Here is a 19,455-nt window from a genome sequence, read left to right as displayed (position 1 = left end):
CGCCCGTTCGCCGAGATGGGACTGGATTCGATCATCGGGGTGGAATGGGTGCGCACGATCAACCAGCGCTATGGGCTGCAGATACCCGCGGCGCGCATCTACGATTTCCCGGACGTGCACCAGTTGTCCCGCTATCTCGTCGGCGAACTGAATGCCCGGCGCGCGGAAACGCCCGCGCAGGCCACTCCGTCGGCGGAAACGAACGTCGCGCCTCCGGTTCCCGCAGCCCCCATCGAGCGCGCCGCCGTCGCGTCGCCGGCGCCGGCGCGTACGCCGCGCACGGGCGGCGAGCCGATCGCGATCGTGGGCATGTCCGGCCGCTATCCGGGCGCGGCGGACCTGGAGATGTTCTGGCGGCGGTTGGCCGAAGGCCACGACGCGGTGACCGAGGTGCCGGCGTGGCGGTGGGACGTGAACCGCTACTACGAGGCCGGCACCCCGCGGCCGGGACGGGTCAACTGCAAATGGCTGGGCGCGCTGGACGAGGTGGATTGCTTTGATTCGCTGTTCTTCAGCATCTCGCCGGCCGAAGCGGAACTGATGGATCCGCAGCAACGTCTGTTCGTGCAGGAAGCCTATCGTGCCTTCGAGGATGCCGGCTGCAATCCGCGTGCGCTGGGCGACAGCCGCTGCGGCGTGTACCTGGGCATCATGAGCAACGACTACGCCACGTTGCTGCACGAGAGCGGTCAGCCCAGCGACAGCACGGGCAATAGCGCGGCCATTGCGGCGTCGCGGATTTCCTACCTGCTGGACCTGAAGGGACCGGCGATCTCGATCGACACGGCGTGCTCGTCGTCGCTGGTGGCGACGCACCTGGCCTGCCAGGCACTGCGCAACGAGGAGATTGAACTGGCCCTGGTCGGCGGGGTGACGCTGTACCTGACGCCGGGCCCGTACCTGGGGATGTGCGCGGCGGGCATGCTGTCCAGCGACGGTCGCTGCAAGACGATGGACGACGGGGCGAACGGCTTCGTGCCTGGCGAAGGCGTAGGCGCGCTGGTGCTCAAGCGGCTGTCGGACGCGGAAGCGGCGGGGGATCCGATCCACGGGGTGATCCTGGGTTCGGGAATCAACCAGGACGGCAAGACCAACGGCATCACCGCGCCGAGCGCGGTGCGGCAGGCGGAACTGCAGCGGGAGGTGTATGCGCGCCACGGGATCGATCCGGCGACGATCGGCTACGTGGAGATGCACGGCACGGGAACCAAGCTGGGCGACCCGATCGAACTGGAAGCGTTGCGCAGCGTGTACGAAGCGGCCGGCGTGGGTCGGCAGCGGTGCGTGCTGGGCTCGGTCAAGAGCAACATCGGCCACACCTCGGCGGCGGCCGGGGTGGCGGGGGTACACAAGGTATTGCTGTGCCTGCGTCACGGGGAACGGGTGCCGAGCCTGCACTTTGCGACGCCTAACGAGCATTTCGATTTCGCCACGTCGCCGTTCCGGGTGGGTACCGCGCGGGAACCGTGGGCGCGCGTCGACGGCGCGCCGCGGCGCGCGGCGGTCAGTTCGTTCGGCTACAGCGGCACCAACGCGCATCTGGTGATCGAGGAATACGTCGATGCGCGTCGCCCGGCGATGCACGGTCAGGTGCCGCGCGGGGCATCCTCGCTGTTCGTGCTGTCCGCGCGCACCGGGGAACGCCTGCGCGCGCAGGCCGGTCGCGTGCTCGCCTGGATGGACGCCCACGAGACGCTGGACGTGGAGGCGTTCACGTACACGCTGCAGGTGGGCCGCGAGGCGATGGAACATCGGATCGCGTGCGCATTCGAAAGCGTGAACGCGTTGCGTGCCACGTTGCGCGTATTCGTCGCGGGCGAGCGCCATGTCGACGGCCTGCATCAGGGCGAGATCCGGCGCCATCGCGAGGCATTGGCAGCCTTCACCGCCGACGATGACCTGCACGGCGCGGTCGATGCGTGGATCGCCAAGGGCAAGTACGACAAGCTGCTCGACCTTTGGGTGAAGGGGCTGGTAGTGGATTGGGCCGGCATGCGCAGCGAAGCCGCGCCGCCCCGGCTATCGCTGCCGGGCTATCCGTTCGCACCCGAGCGCCACTGGGTGGGCGGATCGGTCGATCCGCTACAGCCCATCGCCCCCCCACCGACGGACGCCAGCACGTCGGCGCGCACGTTGCTGCTGACGCCGCGCTGGGTGTCGTTCGAGTCGGACACGTCGGCGGCGCAGGCCGAGGGCGAGCGCTGGGTGTTGCTGGCCGGCTGGCCGGTGGGCACGTCGGCGACGGCGCTGGCGGCGCGGTTGCCGACGGCGCGGATCGAGGTGCTGGAGACGGACGACGACGCGCTCGACGCGCGCGTGGCGCAGGCGGGCTGGCGGCTGCTGGAGCGGGTGCAGGCGTGGTTGCGCACGACGCCGGGCACAGGGCTGCACGTGCAGGTGGTGGTGCCGGCGGCGGCACCGGTGTTCCAGGCGTTGAGCGGCTTGTTGAAGACGGCGCGCCTGGAGCAGCCGCGCCTGCGCGGGCAAGTGCTGGGCGTGGCCTCGCTGGACGACGCTTCGCACGTGGCGGCGTGCCTGGCGATGGCGACGCGGGGCGAGGCGGCGGAGCTGCGCTTCGACGGCGAGGTGGCGCAGGCGCGGATCTACCAGCCGTTGGCCGGCGCGTTCGCCGGCGATGGTCCGTGGAAGGCCGACGGGGTGTACCTGATCACCGGCGGGGCCGGCGGCGTGGGACGGCTGTTCGCCCGGGAGATCGGTGCGCGGGCGGCGGGGGCGACGGTGGTGCTGAGCGGGCGCTCGGCGCCGTCGGCGGCGGTGGAGGCGACGCTGTCGTCGCTGCGCGCGGCGGGCCTGCAGGTGGCCTACGAGCGCGCCGACGTGACCGACGAGGCAAGCGTAGGGCAACTGGTGGCCAGGATCCGTGCGCGCCACGGCCGGCTGGACGGGGTGCTGCACGCGGCGGGCGTACTGGCCGACGGGTTCCTGCTGAAGAAGCGCCAGGCCGACTACGCGGCGGTCCTGGCGCCGAAGGTGCGCGGCACGGTGTTGCTGGACCGGGCCACGCGCGAGCTGCCGCTGGATTGCTTCGTGCTGTTCTCCTCGGCGACGGGGGCGTACGGCAACGTGGGGCAGGGCGATTACGCGCTGGCCAATGCGTTCATGGACGCGTACGCGCAGGAGCGGTCGGCGGCGGTGGCGCGGGGCGAGGCGCACGGGCACACGCTGTCGGTGGGCTGGCCGCTGTGGGAGGAGGGCGGGATGCGCGTGGACGCGTTGCGTGGCGAGGAACTGCGCGCGTCGGGGATCGAGGCCATGCCGACGGCGGCGGCGATGGCGGCGTTCGCGCAGGCGTACGCGAGCGGGCAGGCGCAGGTGCAGGTGCTGCACGGCAGCGCGCACCCGGCGGCCGCACCGGGGACGCCGGCCGCGGCTCCGATCACGCCGGCGATACCGTCGGCGGCGCTGGGTCCGCGTGTGCTCGCGCGAATGCAGGCGCTGTTGGCCACGGTGACCAAGCTGAGCCCGTCGCGGATCGACGTGAACGAGCCGCTGGAGAGTTACGGCATCGATTCGATCATGATCATGCAGTTGAATGCGCGCCTGGGGAACGTGTTCGGCGAAGTGTCCAAGACACTGTTCTACGAATACCCGACGCTGGCAGGGGTGGCCGCACACTTGGTCGAAAGCGCCCCGGCGGCGTGCGCACGCTGGACCGGCGACGCGACGTCGGTCGCTCCTGCCGTCGGGTCCGAACGTCCCAGCGCCGCGCCGTCGGTTGCGTCGGCGCCATCCGCGCCGCGTACCGCGCCCGCCGAACGGGCGATCGCCGTCGTCGGCCTGAGCGGACGCTACGCGGGGGCGGCGGACCTGGACGCGTTCTGGGACAACCTGGCCGCCGGCCGTGACAGCATCACCGAAATCCCCGCCGAGCGCTGGTCGCTGGAAGGGTTCCACGAACCGGACAGGGAGCGGGCGATCGCCACCGGCCGCAGCTACAGCAAATGGGGCGGCTTCCTCGACGGCTTCGCCGAGTTCGACGCGCGGTTCTTCAACATCTCCCCGCGCGAGGCGATGAACCTCGACCCGCAGGAGCGGATCTTCCTGCAGGCCTGCTGGGCGGCGATGGAACACGCCGGCTACACGCGCGAGCGCTTCGCCCGCGCCCACGGGCGCCGGGTCGGCGTGTTCGCCGGGATCACCAAGACCGGCTTCGACCTGTACGGTCCGGCGCTGTGGCAGCGCGGCGAGACGGTGGCGCCATGGACCTCGTTCGGCTCGCTGGCCAACCGGGTGTCCTACGCGCTGGACCTGCAGGGTCCGAGCATGCCGGTCGACACGATGTGCTCCTCGTCGCTGACCGCGATCCACGAGGCCTGCGAGCACCTGTTGCGCGATGACTGCGAGATGGCCTTCGCCGGTGGGGTGAACCTGTACCTGCATCCGGCCAACTACGCGATGATGTGCAGCAGCCGCATGCTCTCGGCGAGCGGCCGCTGCCACAGCTTCGGCGCCGACGGCGACGGGTTCGTCCCGGGCGAGGGCGTGGGCGTGGCGCTGCTCAAGCCGCTGGCGCGGGCCGAGGCCGACGGCGACGTGATCCATGGGGTGATCCGCGCCACGGCGATCAACCACGACGGCAAGACCAACGGCTACACGGTGCCCAACCCACTGGCCCAGCGCGACCTGATCGCCACGGCGCTGGCCCGGGCCGGGGTGCCGGCGCGGGCGGTGAGCTACGTGGAGGCGCACGGCACCGGCACGCAACTGGGCGACCCGATCGAGATCACCGGTCTGACCCAGGCCTTCGCCACGGACGACCGGCAGTTCTGCGCGATCGGTTCGGCCAAGTCGAACATCGGCCACTGCGAGAGCGCGGCGGGGATCGCCGGGCTGACCAAGGTGCTGTTGCAGATGCGCCACGGACAGTGGGTGGCGAGCCTGCATGCGGCGACGACGAACCCGAACATCGACTTCGCAGCCACGCCGTTCCGGGTGCAGCGCACGCTGGCCGAGTGGCCGCGTCCGCGGCTGACGGTGGACGGGCAGGAGCGGACGTTCCCGCGGCTGGCGGGAATCTCCTCGTTCGGCGCCGGGGGCGCGAACGCGCACGTGATCGTGGAGGAATACGTGGCGGCGGAGGTCGCCCCGGTGACGGTGACGCCGTCGCGGCCGGCGGTGGTGGTGCTGTCGGCACGCACCGACCAGGCGCTGCGCGAGCGGGCGGCGCAGTTGCTGGCGGCGGGCGAGCGCGAGGGGTGGACGGACGCGGACCTGGCCGATGTGGCCTACACCCTGCAGGTCGGCCGCGAGGCGATGGAGCACCGACTGGGCTTCACCGCCGCCTCGATGGCCGCGCTGCGCGCGACGCTGGAACGCTTCCTGGCCGGAGAGGCCGAATCCACGGCGGACGGCGAGGCGCTGCACCGCGGCGAGGTCAAGGCGCACAAGGACGCGCTGGCGATCTTCACCGCCGACGAGGAACTGGGCGAGGCGGTGGCCAAGTGGCTCGCGCGCGGCAAGTACGCCAAGGTCCTGGAGCTGTGGGCCAAGGGCCTGGCCGTCGACTGGCGCGAACTGCACAACGGTACCCCCCCGTGCATCCGCCCGTTGCCCACCTATCCCTTCGCGCGAGAGCGGCACTGGTTCGGCACCATCGAGGACCCGACCGGCATGCACGCCGCGACGGCCGTTCCCCCTGCCGCCGACGCCGGCCGCGATGCGAAGGACACGTTCGCGCCCGTGCGCAAGACATCTTCCGGGAAACCGGCCGTGGCGTTGCGGACGCTGTCCGGCATCGCGGGTGGCGCGGCGAAGGTGAAGGCGGCCTTGCCGGAGCCCGCGATCACGGCCACGGCACCTGCGGAAAAGACCGTAAAAATCGTCGCGCCGCCGCCGGCGTCACCCTCGACCGATCTGCCTTCACCCGATGCTATCGCCGCCGTGCTGACGGAGACGCTGGCGAAGGCGCTTTTCATCGAAGAGGCGAACATCGGTCGCGACGACGTGTTCGTCGAACTCGGCCTGGACTCGATCATCGGCGTGGAATGGACCCACGTGATCAACCGTCACTTCGGCCTGGCTCTGCCCGCCACCCGTCTCTACGACTACCCGACGATCGCCGAGCTGACCGCCTACCTGCGCGATTCGCTGTGCGAACGCGGCGTGTCGATGGAGGAAACCGCCATCGACCTTCCGCCGTCGCCGCCGTCCCTCGATCGCGACCCCGACCCCGACCCGGTGCCGCCCGCGCCCTCGTCGCGCACGCTCGACGCACCGAACGCCTCGGCCGTCGCGTCGTCAAGCGCGGACAGTTCCGAGGGCGCGGGCCATGCGAACTCGATGCGGCAAGGCATCGCGATCATCGGCATGTCGGGCCGATTCCCTCGCGGGGCCACTGCGGAGGCGTTCTGGGACAACATCGCGTCGGGGCGCGACTGCGTGGGGGATGTCCCCGCGGAGCGCTGGCGGGTCGACGATTTCTTCGCGCCCTTCGGCGAAGAGGTCGGCACGACCTACTGCCGCGCGATGGGCTACATCGACGACGTGGCGCAATTCGATCCGCAGTTCTTCGGCATCGCGCCGGCCGAGGCGAAGATCATGGACCCGCAGCAGCGCGTGTTCCTGCAAGCCTGCTGGGAGTGCATCGAGGATGCCGCGGTGGATCCCTCGACACTTTCCGGTAGCCGTACCGCCGTGTTCGCGGGCTGCGGCGCGGGCGATTACGGCATGGGTGGCGACGCCGCATCGGCACAGGGACTGATCGGCGGCAGCTCGTCGATCCTTGCCGCGCGCATCTCGTATTTTCTCGACCTGAAAGGCCCGTGCCTGGCCATCGACACGGCCTGCTCATCGTCGCTTGTCGCCATCGCGAGCGCCTGCGACAGCCTGTTGCTCGGCCAGGCTGACCTCGCGCTCGCCGGTGGCGTCTGCGTCCTCTGCGGACCGGCGATCCATCTCACCACGTCGCACGCGGGCATGCTCTCGCATTCGGGCCGTTGCGCCGCGTTCGACCAGACGGCCGATGGCTTCGTTCCCGCCGAAGGCGTCGGTGTGGTCCTGCTCAAGCGGTTGGAAGACGCCCGGCGCGATCGCGACAATATCCTCGGCGTGCTTCGCGGATGGGGCGTGAACCAGGACGGAAAGACCAACGGCATCACCGCGCCAAGCGTGAAATCACAGATCGCGCTCGAGCGCGAGGTGCACGAGCGCTTCGGCATCGACCCGCGCACGATCACCCTCGTGGAGGCCCACGGCACCGGCACGAAACTGGGCGACCCCATCGAGTTGGAAGCGCTCGTGCACGCATTCCGGGCCGCACATCCGAAGGAGCCCTGCGAAACGCCTTACTGCGCCCTGGGCTCGGTGAAGAGCAACATCGGCCACGCGCTCACGGCGGCGGCCGTGGCCAGCGTGATCAAGGTGCTGCTCGCCATGCGGCACCGCAAGCTGCCGCCCACGCTGCACTTCAACCGATTGAACGAACACATCGAACTGCACGGCACGCCGTTCTACGTGAACACGCAACTGCGCGACTGGGAGACGCCACCGGGCGTGCCGCGCACGGCGGCGGTGAATTCGTTCGGCTTCAGCGGTACCAACGCGCATTGCGTGATCGAGCAGGCGCCACCCGTGGACGTCCGGCCAGTCGAGCGGCCGGCCCATCTGGTGGTGCTGTCGGCGAGAACGCCCGCGCAGTTGAAGGAACAGGCTCATCGTCTGGCCGTCCACCTGGAAACGCACGAGGTCGAACTCGCCGATGTCGCCTATACCCTCATGAAGGGGCGCAAGCATTTCGGCCACCGCCTCGCGTTCGTGGCGGCCAACGTGCACGAACTCGGCGCGAGACTGCGGGCATGGGCGGTCGACGGCGCGACGGAGGGCATCGTCGTGGGCACCGTCGAAAGCCCGGCCACCGACGAGACGTCCCTCGAGCGGGGCACCGCATGCATCGCGCGAGCCGCACATGTGCCTACGCCGAAGGATTACCTCGATGACCTGGCGACGATCGCCAGCTTGTACGTCGCGGGACGCCGGCTCGACTACGCGGCACTATTCGTGGTGGACGCATGCCGCCGTATCCCGCTGCCGACTTACCCCTTCGCCCGCGAGACGTACTGGTTGCAGACGCCCACCGTCGCCGCGCCGCTGGATGACATCGTCGACGCGGTGATGCGCGGGACGCTGGACGTCGACAGCGCCGCGGCGCGTGTGCGGCACGTGTCCGGCACGGATCGGGACGACCGGGCGGTCGAGGACGAGGTGACCTGAGTGAGCGACTCCATCGAATACATCCTGGGTGAACTCAAGGCGGGGCGACTGTCCAGGGACGCGGCGCTCGAACGCCTGAAGCAGGTTTCCAAGGGCAGCATGCCGACGCAGCGGGCCGCGCCCGATCTGCTTATCCTGCGGGAAGTGTGGGTGCCCGCGCGGGCGATCGAAGCCACGCCGGCGGACCTGTGGCGAATCGTCTGCGTCGTCGCCGCAGGATTTCATGACGGTGCGCGGGCAGCCTTCGCCGACGCGTCACCGCACGTCGAGGTACGTTTCGTCACGATCGACGACCTCTCTGCCGGATTGACGGTAGCGTGGTCGGATCTGGCGGGCCAGGTGGATGCGCTGGTGTATCTCGGGCACCCGCTGGAGCCGGTCGATGCCGAAGCCGTGCACGGACCGCTCGACTTGCTGCGCGCCCTGCACGCATTGCGCCTTCGCTGCCCACGGTTGCTGCTGTGCGCGACGTATGCCGACGCGATCGGTCGTTGCCATGCTGAATCGTGGATCGGCATCGAGCGCACGCTGCGCGTGATCCAGCCCGACATGGCCTGCGCGGTGATGGTCTCGGACGCGGGGGCGAAGGGCCACCAGGCCTGGAAGACCGCGTTTCCCGCGATGATCGGCGCACTCTTCGCGTCCGAACTGCGAAACACCTGTCATTTCGGCGATGTCCGCTACGTGTCCAGCGTGGCCGAGGTCGATGCATCTTCGAAGGACGTATTCGACGCTCGTGGGCGCACATTCCTCATCACCGGCGGACTCGGCGCGCTCGGGATGCGCTTCGCCGCGCACCTGTCGCGCGCGGGCGCGGAGCACGTCGTGCTCGCCGGCCGTCGTCCCCATGCGGCCGATGTCGCGGCACGGCTGGCAGCACTGCAACGCACGGGCCACTGTGTGGACTATCTGTCCATGGACGTGGCCGACACGGTACAGGTGGAGCAGTGCGTGCGACACATCCGCGCGCGCTTCGGCGGCCTGCACGGCGTCATCCATGCGGCCGGCATCGAGGCGCGCGGCACGCTCTTCGACCGGTCGGCCGCACAGGCGCGCGAGGTGATGCGGCCGAAGGTCCAGGGAACGCTCGTGCTCGACGAGGTCCTGCGCGATGGCGATGAAAAGGCTTTCCTGTGCTGCTTCGCCTCGGCGGCGGCGACGCTCGGCGACTTCGGCAGCTTTGACTATGCCGTGGCCAATCGCTTCCAGATGGCGTACGCGGAGCACCTGGGCGTGTCCGATCGGCGTTTGTCGTCGATCGGCTGGCCCTTCTGGAACGGCGAGGGGATGGGCAGCGACGACGATCCGCAACGCACACGCCTCTACCTGGAAGGTGCGGGCATGCGCGCGCTCGGCGACGTGCCAGGCATGGCCACCTTTGATCGCCTCGCAATGGCGCGGGGCGCCGCCACGGTACTGTACGGCGACAATGCGCGCCTGCGTGCACGCTCGGAGGCGGCGGTCGGACGGGGCGCCGCGGCATCCGTCGGGGACAGTCCGTCGCCGGCAGCACACGGCGCGTTGCGTGGATTCACCCTCGAACAATGCGTGGCATGGGAACTGACCGGCCACGTCGCCGGGCTGCTCGAACTGGCTCGCGAACGGATCGCGCCGAATCGCAACCTCACGGAGTTCGGCTTCGATTCGATGACGCTGGCGCGGCTGGCCCGTCGCATATCGACCCATTACGCCATCGATCTATCACCCGCGATCTTCTTCAGTCAGCCGACCATCCAGCACGTGGCGGTCTATCTGCTGAAGCACTACGAAGCGCACCTGCGCGAGGTTTACGGCGACCGCGACCAGCCGCCGCCGATGGAGCCCCCGGCGGCCCCGATCCCGATCGCCCCGGCACCGACGACGGCCGTTCCGCCGGAACGCGCAGCGATGGAAGAGCCCATCGCGATCGTCGGCATGAGCGGGCGGTTTCCCCAGGCGCGCAACGTCGACGAACTCTGGCGCATCCTCGTGGAAGGCCGAGACGTGGTCACGGAGATCCCGCTCGACCGTTTCGACTGGCGCGGGCACTTCGGCGAAGGGCGTCGCGAGGGCTTGCCGGCCATGGCGAGCAAATGGCTCGGGGCCATGCCGGGCATCGACGAGTTCGACCCCCTGTTCTTCGAGATATCGCCGCGCGACGCTGCGGCGATGGACCCTCGGCAGCGCCTGTTGCTGCAGGAGGCGTGGCACGCGCTGGAAGACGCCGGCTATGGCGACGCCCAGTTCGCGCGGGACCGGATCGGCATGTTCGTCGGCGTCGAGCAGGGCGACTACCAGTTGCTCGCCGGCGCCAAAGGCAGCCTCACCGGCAATCACGACGGCATCCTGGCGTCGCGGCTTTCCTACGCGCTCGACCTACGCGGGCCGGCAATGGCGATCAACGCGTCGTGCTCTTCCGGCCTCGTCGCCGCGCACCAGGCATGCGTGAGCCTGCGCGCCGGCGACTGCGATGCCGCCATCGCGGCGGCCGTGAACATCGTGCTGACGCCTCACCCATATATCGGCATGAGCGCCGCCGGCATGCTGTCGACGGATGGCCGCTGTTTCGCGTTCGATCGTCGCGCCAACGGCATGGTCCCAGCCGAAGCAGTGGTTGCCCTCGTTTTCAAGCGGCTATCGGATGCACGCGCGACGGACGATGTCGTGCACGCGATCATCGTCGCGAGCGGCATCAACTACGACGGCAAGACGCAAGGCATCACGGCGCCTAACGGCAACGCGCAGGCGGCGCTCATCCGCCAGACCCTCGCCCGCGCGGGCGCCGCTCCGTTGGACGTGGACTACGTGGTGACGCACGGCACCGGCACGCGACTGGGCGATCCGGTGGAGGTCGCCGCACTCGACGAGGTGTTCAGTGACGGACGCGCGCCGCCGGGCCACTGCGCGTTGACCTCGACCAAGAGCAACCTCGGTCACAGCTTCGCGGCGTCGGGCCTGGTGAGCCTGGTGAGCCTGGTGCTGGCGATGCGTCATGAAACGATCCCGGCGAGCGTGCACTGCGAAGAGCCGAGCGACTACATCGACTGGTCGCGCAGCGCATTCCGGGTCAATCGCGAAAACACGCCCTGGCCAAGGCGCGCGGACCGGCGCAGACTCGGCGCCGTCAGCGCGTTCGGGATGAGCGGCACCAATGCGCACATGCTGGTCCAGGAGGGCGATGCGGAAGGCGACGCCGTGCCGGCCCGTGCCCCGGCTTTCCTGCTGGCCGTGTCCGCGGCGACGGAGTCTGCACTGTCGCATCGCCTCGGCGATCTCGCCGCCATGTTGCGCGATTCGTCATGGAACGCCGCACGGCTCGACGCGCTCAGCCACACCCTCCTGCGGCACCGCCGGCATTTCGCCCATCGCTGCGCGATCGTGGCGGAAGACCCGACGCAGGCGCTGTCGCTCATCGAAGCCGCGCAGTCGGGGTCGCGTTCGCACGCGGTGGCCAGGGGACGGGTACCCGGCGATTTCGTCGAGCGTTCCTCGCTGCGCTCGTACGCAGCCACCGTAGCTGCCACGCTGGTGTCTCAGGCATCCGACAAGGCGGCCTATCGCGAGTCGCTGGCGACGCTGGGCGACCTCTACTGCCAGGGATACGATGTGGCCTGGACGGAGCCAGCCGGTGCGCGAACACCGCGGCGAATGCGACTTCCCGCGTATCCGTTCAGCCGCCAGCGCTACTGGCTCGACGACGTGGCGCAGGACGATGCCGAACTGGTGGCCGCACCCGTTCCCGCCACCGCCCCGGCGTCGTCGATGTCGGTCGGCGTGCAATACGTGCTGCCGCACTGGGAGCCGATCGCGTCCAGCCTCCTCGCCGACGATCCGGCGAACGCATTCACCTGTCCGAGCCTTCGTCCATTGGTCATCGGCGCCGACGATGTCACGGGTGACGCCATACGCGGCCATTACCCGTCGGCGTGCTTCGCCGACGTCGACGCGCGCGACGACATCGCCAGCCTCGCCCGCAAGCTCGCCGACGTGGACGGCTTCGACCACGTCATCTGGATCGCGCCGCCGTCCCGGCCCGCGCCCGACAGGGAACTGATCGGTCTGCAGGAGGACGGTGTCCTCCACGTCTTTCGGCTCCTCAAGGCGTTGCTTGCGCTCGACCACGGCACGCGTCCGCTGGCCTGGACGATCGTCACGTTCCAGGCACTGCACGTGCATGAGGGTGACGCGATCGCACCGGCGCATGCGGGTGTGCACGGACTCGCCGGGTCGATGGCGAAGGAATTTCCCCATTGGTCGCTGCGATTGCTGGATTGCGCGGACGACGCGTCGTGGGCGGCTCGCGATTGGTCTTCCGTTCCGGCCGATGCCCGTGCCCACCCCTGGGCGTGGCGCGACGGCGCCTGGTTCAGACGGCACCTGGTGCGCATCCGCTCCCGGCACGAGATTGCGCCCGCGCGGGAGGAAGGGCAGGTCTACGTCGTGATCGGCGGAGCGGGGCACATCGGCAAGGCGTGGACCGAACACATGATCCGTCGCGAGCGGGCGAAGGTCTTCTGGATCGGCCGTCGCCCGCTCGACGAGCGCATCCAGGCGGACATCGACCGCCTGGCGACGCTGGGGCCCGCGCCCACCTACGTCAGCGCCGACGCGACGGATCCGGCATCCCTCGAACGCGCGCGTGCGCGGATCCGAGACGACCATGAATGCATCGACGGCCTGGTGCTGTCGACCCTTCTGCTGGATCCGCGTGCGCTGGCCGACACCGAGGAGGGGCATGTACGCGCGGCGCTTCGCGCCAAGGTCGACGTCGCCATCCATGCGATGGACGTATTCGGCGGCGAGCCGCTCCGCGAGGTCGTGTTCTTTTCCTCGATGATCGCTTTCATCCGCACGCCGCTGCACGCCGGCTACGCGGCGGCCTGCACGTTCTCCGACGCCTATGCGCACTGGCTCCGGCAACGAACCGGCGCGTCGGCACCTGTGTTAAAAACCATGAATTGGGGATTCTGGGACAGGGTGGAAAACGTCGAACTCGACGGTTTCGCGCCTATGGCGAGGATGGGGATCGGACTCATCGGTGCCGCCGAGGCGATGGATGCGCTGCAACATCTGATGGACGGCCCGCTCGACCAGATGGGTATTGTCAAGACGGAGAAGCCGGTGCTGGTCGAGGGCGTGAGCGCGCAGGGCGAGATCACGGTCCAGGCCGGCGCGGCCATGCCGGACATGGCACGTCTGCGGGAGCGGGTGGGCCGTCCGGTCCCCGTGGAGAATGACGACGCGGCACGAAGGAGCGCGACATGAGGTCTGCGGTATCCGGGCACCTGAACGCGGCGATCGCCGAGATCGTCGTGGCCTACGTGGAACAACGAGACGACGTAGCGCCAGGCGCGATCCACGAACCGGTCCGGATACTCGAGACCCATGCCCGCGATGGCGAGGCGACCGCCGCACTTCTGGAACGGCTGCAACCTCATGCGCCCCATATCGCCGCCTACCACCTGACCGACGCCTCCGATGCGGTGGCGTCCACGGTCCGGGCGCCCTACGCGTCCTTCGGGCACGCCGACACGACGCCGACGGATCCCTACGACCTCGTCATCGTCCACCTCAAGCCGGATACCGGGCCGGATGCCATGCCTGCGCCGTGCCCGTGGAAAGCGTTGCTTCGGCGCAACGGCCTGCTCGTGCTGCATGGGTATCACGCGGGCGACGGGTGGTCGCGGAGACTCGCAGGCGAGGGTTTCCGCGACGTGTTCGTCGCCGCCGACGACGGCAACCCCGTCGGCGAAGGCGTCGTAGTGGCGCGAAGCGACGGCGTGGTGTTCACCACGCCACGCCGCGATGGACGACGTCGCGACGCCGTCCCGTCGTCCGGCATGGCCGCAGGCGCGGACGCCGCGTTCGCGCTTGGCGGCGACACCATCGAGGTTCGCCGCGTGCGTATTGCGCGCGCGGTACTCGGTGCCCTGTGCAAGGTGCTTCATCTCGATGCCGATGAGGTCGACCTCGGCGCCGCGTTCGCCGACTACGGGTTGGATTCAATCGTCGGCGTCGAGTTCGTCGACGCGATCAACGCCGCTTTGTCGCTCACCCTCGAAGCCACGGTCATCTTCGACCACAGCTCGGTGAACCAGTTGACCGGACATCTCCTGGCAAGTATCCCGGAAGCGGGCGCATCCGCCGCGCCGGACTCCGAAAGCTCGATCCGATCGATCCCGATGCCGTCGTCCGGCGACGTGACGGTGGTGGCACGCAAGGGACCGATCGCCATCGTGGGCATGTCGGGACGGTTCGCGCATTCGGACGACCTCGACGCACTCTGGCGGCACCTGGCCGCCGGCGACGACCTGGTGGAAACGTCCTCGCGCTGGGGCGATGCCTCCGTCGCGCCGGCCGCCCAGGGCAGCTTTCTCGACGGCATCGACGAATTCGATGCGTTGTTCTTCAACATCTCGGGCGTCGAAGCCCGCTACATGGACCCGAAGCAACGCCTCTTCATGCAGGAGTGCTGGCGGGCGCTGGAGGACGGCGGCTACGCGGGTACCGATATCCAGGAGAAGCTCTGCGGCGTGTACGTCGGCTGCGAGCCGGGCGATTACACCCAGTTGTTCGATGCCAGTGCGCCGGCGCAAGCCATGTGGGGCAATGCCTCGTCGATCCTCGCGTCGCGCATCGCTTATCACCTCGACCTGCAGGGAGCCGCGATCGCGGTCGATACCGCCTGCTCGAGCGCCCTCGTGGCGGTCCATCTCGCGTGCCAGGCCCTGTGGAACGGTGAACTCGACCTGGCCATCGCCGGTGGCGTGGCGATCGGCTGCGCACCGGCAGCCTACGGCGGTCCCGGAGCGGCTGGCATGCTTTCGGCCAGCGGTCGTTGTTACACCTTCGACGATCGCGCCGACGGATTCGTCCCGGGCGAGGGCGTCGGCGCCGTGCTGCTTCGCCGGCTCGAAGACGCACTGCGCGACGGCGATGTCATCCATGGCGTGATCCGCGGTTCGGGCATCAACCAGGACGGAACGACCAATGGCATCACGGCACCGAGCGCGCGCTCGCAGGAACGCCTGCATCGCCACGTGTACGACACCTTCGGCATCGATCCGGACGGCATCGACATGGTGGAGGCGCATGGCACCGCCACGAAGCTGGGCGACCCGATCGAGGTCGGCGCGCTGACGCGCGCGTTCCGTCGGCATACGGCGCGACGTGGATACTGCGCCATCGGCTCGATCAAGACCAACATCGGCCACGCCCTCGCGGCCTCGGGCATCGCCGGCCTGTTCAAGGTGCTGCTGTCGATGCGGCACCGGCAGATGCCCCCCTCGCTGCATTTTCGCACCTGCAATCCGCGCATCGACCTGGGCGACAGTCCGTTCTTCGTCAACACGTCGCTGCGCGACTGGAACGCTCCCACCGGTGCGGACGGTTACGCGCGCCCTCGCCGGGCGGCGATCAGCGCCTTCGGCATGAGCGGCACCAACGCGCACCTGGTGATCGAGGAAGCGCCGGAGCGGCGGGGCTCGGCGGTGACGCGGCCGGCGCAGCTGGTGGTGCTGTCCGCGCGCAGTGCGGCGCAGTTGCGCGCGCAGGCGCAGCGGCTCCTGGAGCGGCTGGCGACGTGGCGGGCGGAGGGGCGGGGGTATGCGCTGGGCGACGTGAGCCATACGCTGCTGACCGGCCGGCGGCACTTCGCCCATCGGCTGGGCTGCGTGAGCGAGGATCTCGACGCGCTGGCCCGGCAACTGACCGGCTGGCTGGCCGGGGAGGCCACGTCGGTGCGCTCGGGCGAGATCCGCGAGCGGGGTGTGACCGAGCGCGGGCCGCACAGCGCCGAAGGTGAGACCTGCCTGGCTGCATGCGCGGCCGTGCCGGTGGCGGAGGCGGCGGCGTACCGGCAGGGGCTGGACAGGCTGGCCGAGCTGTTCGTGCAAGGTGAGCCGCTGGACTACGGGCGGCTGTTCGCCGGTGGCGGGTACGCGCGGGTGCCGCTGCCGACCTATTCGTTCGCGCGGTCGCGCTACTGGGTGCCCTCGGCACCGGCACCGGCGCCGGCGCCGCCCACGGAGGCCACAGGGGGCGACGACAGGGACGAGACGATGCACGAGGCGGCGCCGGCGTTCCCGCTGAGCGGCGCGCTGACCCTGGTGCCGGGCTGGGCGCCGATCGCGGCGACGGCGGTGCCGACGGCGGGCCGGCGGCACGACGGCACGGGCTGGGCGATCCTCGACGACGACCCGGCGCGGCAGGCGCGCTGGCGGGCGTGTTATCCGGCGGCCGAGGTGCTGACGGCGGCCGAGGTGCCGGCACGGCGGGCGGCGCTGGCCGGGATCGCGCAGTGGTTTTGGATGCTGCCGTCGGTGCGGGAGCCGGCGACCGGGGCGGCGATCGTGGCCGGCCAGGCGGCGGGGGTGATGACTGGCCTGGCGCTGTTACAGGCCTTCGCGGCGGCGTCCTGGCCGCTGGCGCTGACGGTGCTGACCCGGCGCAGCCAGCCGGTGGTGGCCGGCGAGGCGATCGATCCCACGCACGCGAGCGTGTGGGGTCTGGTGGGCAGCGCGGCGAAGGAGCATCCGGCATGGCGGTTGCGCCTGTTCGACCTGGAGGACGAAGCGGACGAAGCGGACGCGGCTCCGACATCGCTGGAGGCCTGCCTGGCCTGGCCGGCGGATGCCGACGGCAACGGCCGGGCGCAGCGGGACGGGCGCTGGTACCGGCCGGTCTGCGTGCCGTGCGCGTTGCCCGCGGCGGCCACGCCGGCGTTCCGTACCGGCGGGGTGTACGTGATCGTCGGTGGCGCGGGCGAGTTGGGCCAGGTGCTCAGCGAGCACCTGGTCCGCCACTACGGCGCGCAGGTGGTCTGGCTGGGCCGGCGGGCCGAGGACGCGACGATCCAGGCGCGCCGTGAGCGCCTGGCGAGGTGGGGCGAGGCGCCGGCCTATCGGTCGGTGGACGCGCGCGACGCGGCGGCGATGGGCCGGGCGCGCGAGGCGATCCTGGCCCGGCACGGGGTGATCCACGGGGTGATTCACGCGACGCTGGCGATGGGCGGCAGCGACCTGGCGCACATGGGGGTGGAGCGCTTCGAGGCCGGGCTGTCAGCGAAGGTGGCCGCGACGGTGGGCGTGGTCGAGGCGTTCGCCGGGCACGTGACGGACGTGATGGTGTTCTTCTCCTCGATCCAGGCGCTGGAGAAGACGCGCCGGCAGAGCAACTACGCGGCCGGCAGCACGTTCCTGGACGCCTACGTGGCGTCGCGGGTGGCGACGCTGGGCTGCGCGGCGAGGGTGATCGACTGGGGCTACTGGGCGAGCACGGCCACGGCCGGGGCGCTGGACAGCTTCCGCCACTGGCTGGCCGAGGCGGGGATGGACACGATCGCGCCGGCCGAGGGCCTGGCGGTGCTGGAGCGAGTGCTGGCCAGCCCGCTGGAACGGGTGGCGTACCTGCGCACGACACGCGTCGGGGCGTTGCAGGGGGTGTGGCTGGGCGCGGGACAGGTCACGGTGGATGCCTCGGCGCCGCCGCTGGCCTCGGTACTGGCGGACTTCGTGCCGCCGGCGTATGCCGGCCCGGTGCCGACGGCGGCCACGCAGGCGCGGGCGCAGGCCCTGCACGACCTGCTGCTGGAGGTGCTGGTGCAGCGCCTGCGCGAGGTGGGCCCGGCGGCGCCGTGCGCGTCGCTGGCGGCGTGGGCGGCGGGCGCGGCGATCGCCCCGGCGTATGCGCGCTGGTGGGCGCAGACCGAGCGGCTGCTGCGCGCACGCTGGGGCGACGAGGCGGCGGTGCTGGCGGTGTTGCAGGGCGAGGGCGATGCCACGGTGGGGCCGCGCTGGGCGGCATGGGTGGCCGCCGGCGGGGAGGACGCGGCGTCCCTGGCGCTGGTCGACGCCACGCAGGCGGCGTTGCCGGCGATCCTGCGCGGCGAGCAGGCGGCGACGGCGGTGGTGTTCCCGCAGGCGACGCTGCAGCGGGTGGAGGGGATGTACCGGGGCAACCCGTTGACCGACCACTGCAACGCGGTGGTGGCGCAGGCGCTGGTCCATTACCTGCGCGCGCGCCTGGCGCAGGACCCGGCCACGCGGCTGCGCGTGCTGGAGGTGGGTGCGGGCACCGGCGGGACCAGCGCGGTGGTCTTCGACGCGCTGGGCGCGTACGCCGCGCACGTGGCGGAGTACGCCTACACCGACCTGTCCAAGGCGTTCCTGCATCACGCCCAGGCGCAATACGCGCCGCACGTGCCGTACCTGCGCGGCCAGGTGTTCGACCTGGAGAAGGCGCCCGGGGTCCAGGGCGTGGACGAGCACGGCTACGACGTGGTGATCGCAACCAACGTGATCCACGCCACGCGGGATATCCGCCAGGCGCTGGGCCACGTCAAGGCGGTGCTGAAGGGGCAGGGGATCCTGCTGCTCAACGAACTCAGCGGCAATAGCGTGCTGGGCCACCTGACCTTCGGCCTGCTGGAAGGCTGGTGGCGGTTCGAGGACGCGGCGCTGCGCGAGCCGGGCTCGCCGCTACTGGCCCCGGCGCGCTGGGCGCGGGCGCTGCACGCGGAAGGCTACGCGCCGGTGCGCTTCCTCACCCCCGAGCTGCACGCTGGCACGCAGGTGATCGCCGCGGTCAGCGACGGCGTGGTCCGGCGTGCCGACGCGGCGGCATCGAGCGAGCCGATGGCGATACCGGTCGCGGCGCCCGCCACGAACCTCGCCCCGGACCCGGCGCCGGTCACCACGACGGCGCCGGCAAACACCGCGCGCCTGCAGGCGCACGTGCGCCAGGTGGTGCTGGAGACGCTGTCCGAGGCGCTGATGGTGGAGATGGCAGCGATCCATCCGGACGAATCGTTCGCCGAGTATGGCCTGGACTCGCTGCTGGGCGTACGCACGGTGGAGGCGATCAACGCCACCCTGGGCACCACCCTGACCAGCACCAGCGTGTTCGACTTCAGCACGGTCAACAAGCTCACCGCCCACCTGGTCCAGCGCTACCGCGATACCCTGGCCGCCGCGCTCGACGGCGCCCCGGCGGCCAGCGGCGCGGCGGCACCGGCCACGACAACGGCACCAATATCGGCACCGGCAGCGGCAGCGGCAACGCCGCGCGCGCCGACCGCGCTGCCCGCCACGCTCGCCCCGATCGCGATCGTCGGCCTGAGCGGGCGCTACCCGCGCTCGCCCGACGTGGCGACCCTGTGGACCCACCTGGCCGCCGGCGAGGACCTCACCGAGCCGGTCACCCGCTGGGACATGCCGGCGATCCTGGGCGACACCCCGTACTGCCCGC

General features: G+C 70.6%; 3 protein-coding genes (2 of these 3 running past the window's edge). All 3 read left to right on the top strand.

Annotation, left to right across the window (positions count from 1 at the left end; all coding sequences use genetic code 11):
* Tightly spaced (each overlapping or abutting the next), the 3 genes in view from AC1PMG_RS10535 to AC1PMG_RS10525 form a layout consistent with a single transcriptional unit that may run on beyond the window.
* Positions 1–8,229, top strand: the end of a protein-coding gene (locus tag AC1PMG_RS10535; RefSeq protein WP_481111584.1) for an amino acid adenylation domain-containing protein. Its footprint begins 20,310 nt before the window's first position; the window shows 8,229 of its 28,539 coding nt (coding positions 20,311–28,539); its start codon lies beyond the left edge, outside the window; the stop codon is at positions 8,227–8,229.
* Positions 8,230–13,473 (top strand): SDR family NAD(P)-dependent oxidoreductase, encoded by a 5,244-nt coding sequence (locus tag AC1PMG_RS10530; protein ID WP_481111583.1) that lies wholly within the window; start codon positions 8,230–8,232, stop codon positions 13,471–13,473.
* On the top strand, positions 13,470–19,455 hold the start of the coding sequence (locus AC1PMG_RS10525; RefSeq protein WP_481111582.1) for an SDR family NAD(P)-dependent oxidoreductase. It continues 10,610 nt past the right edge of the window; 5,986 of the gene's 16,596 nt are visible here — the first part of the coding sequence; it begins with the start codon at positions 13,470–13,472; the stop codon falls past the right edge of the window. Before AC1PMG_RS10530 ends, AC1PMG_RS10525 begins: the two co-directional genes overlap by 4 nt.

This window comes from Xanthomonas sp. NCPPB 2250 (assembly GCF_056725265.1).
This window is presented reverse-complemented; position numbering and strand designations above follow the sequence as displayed.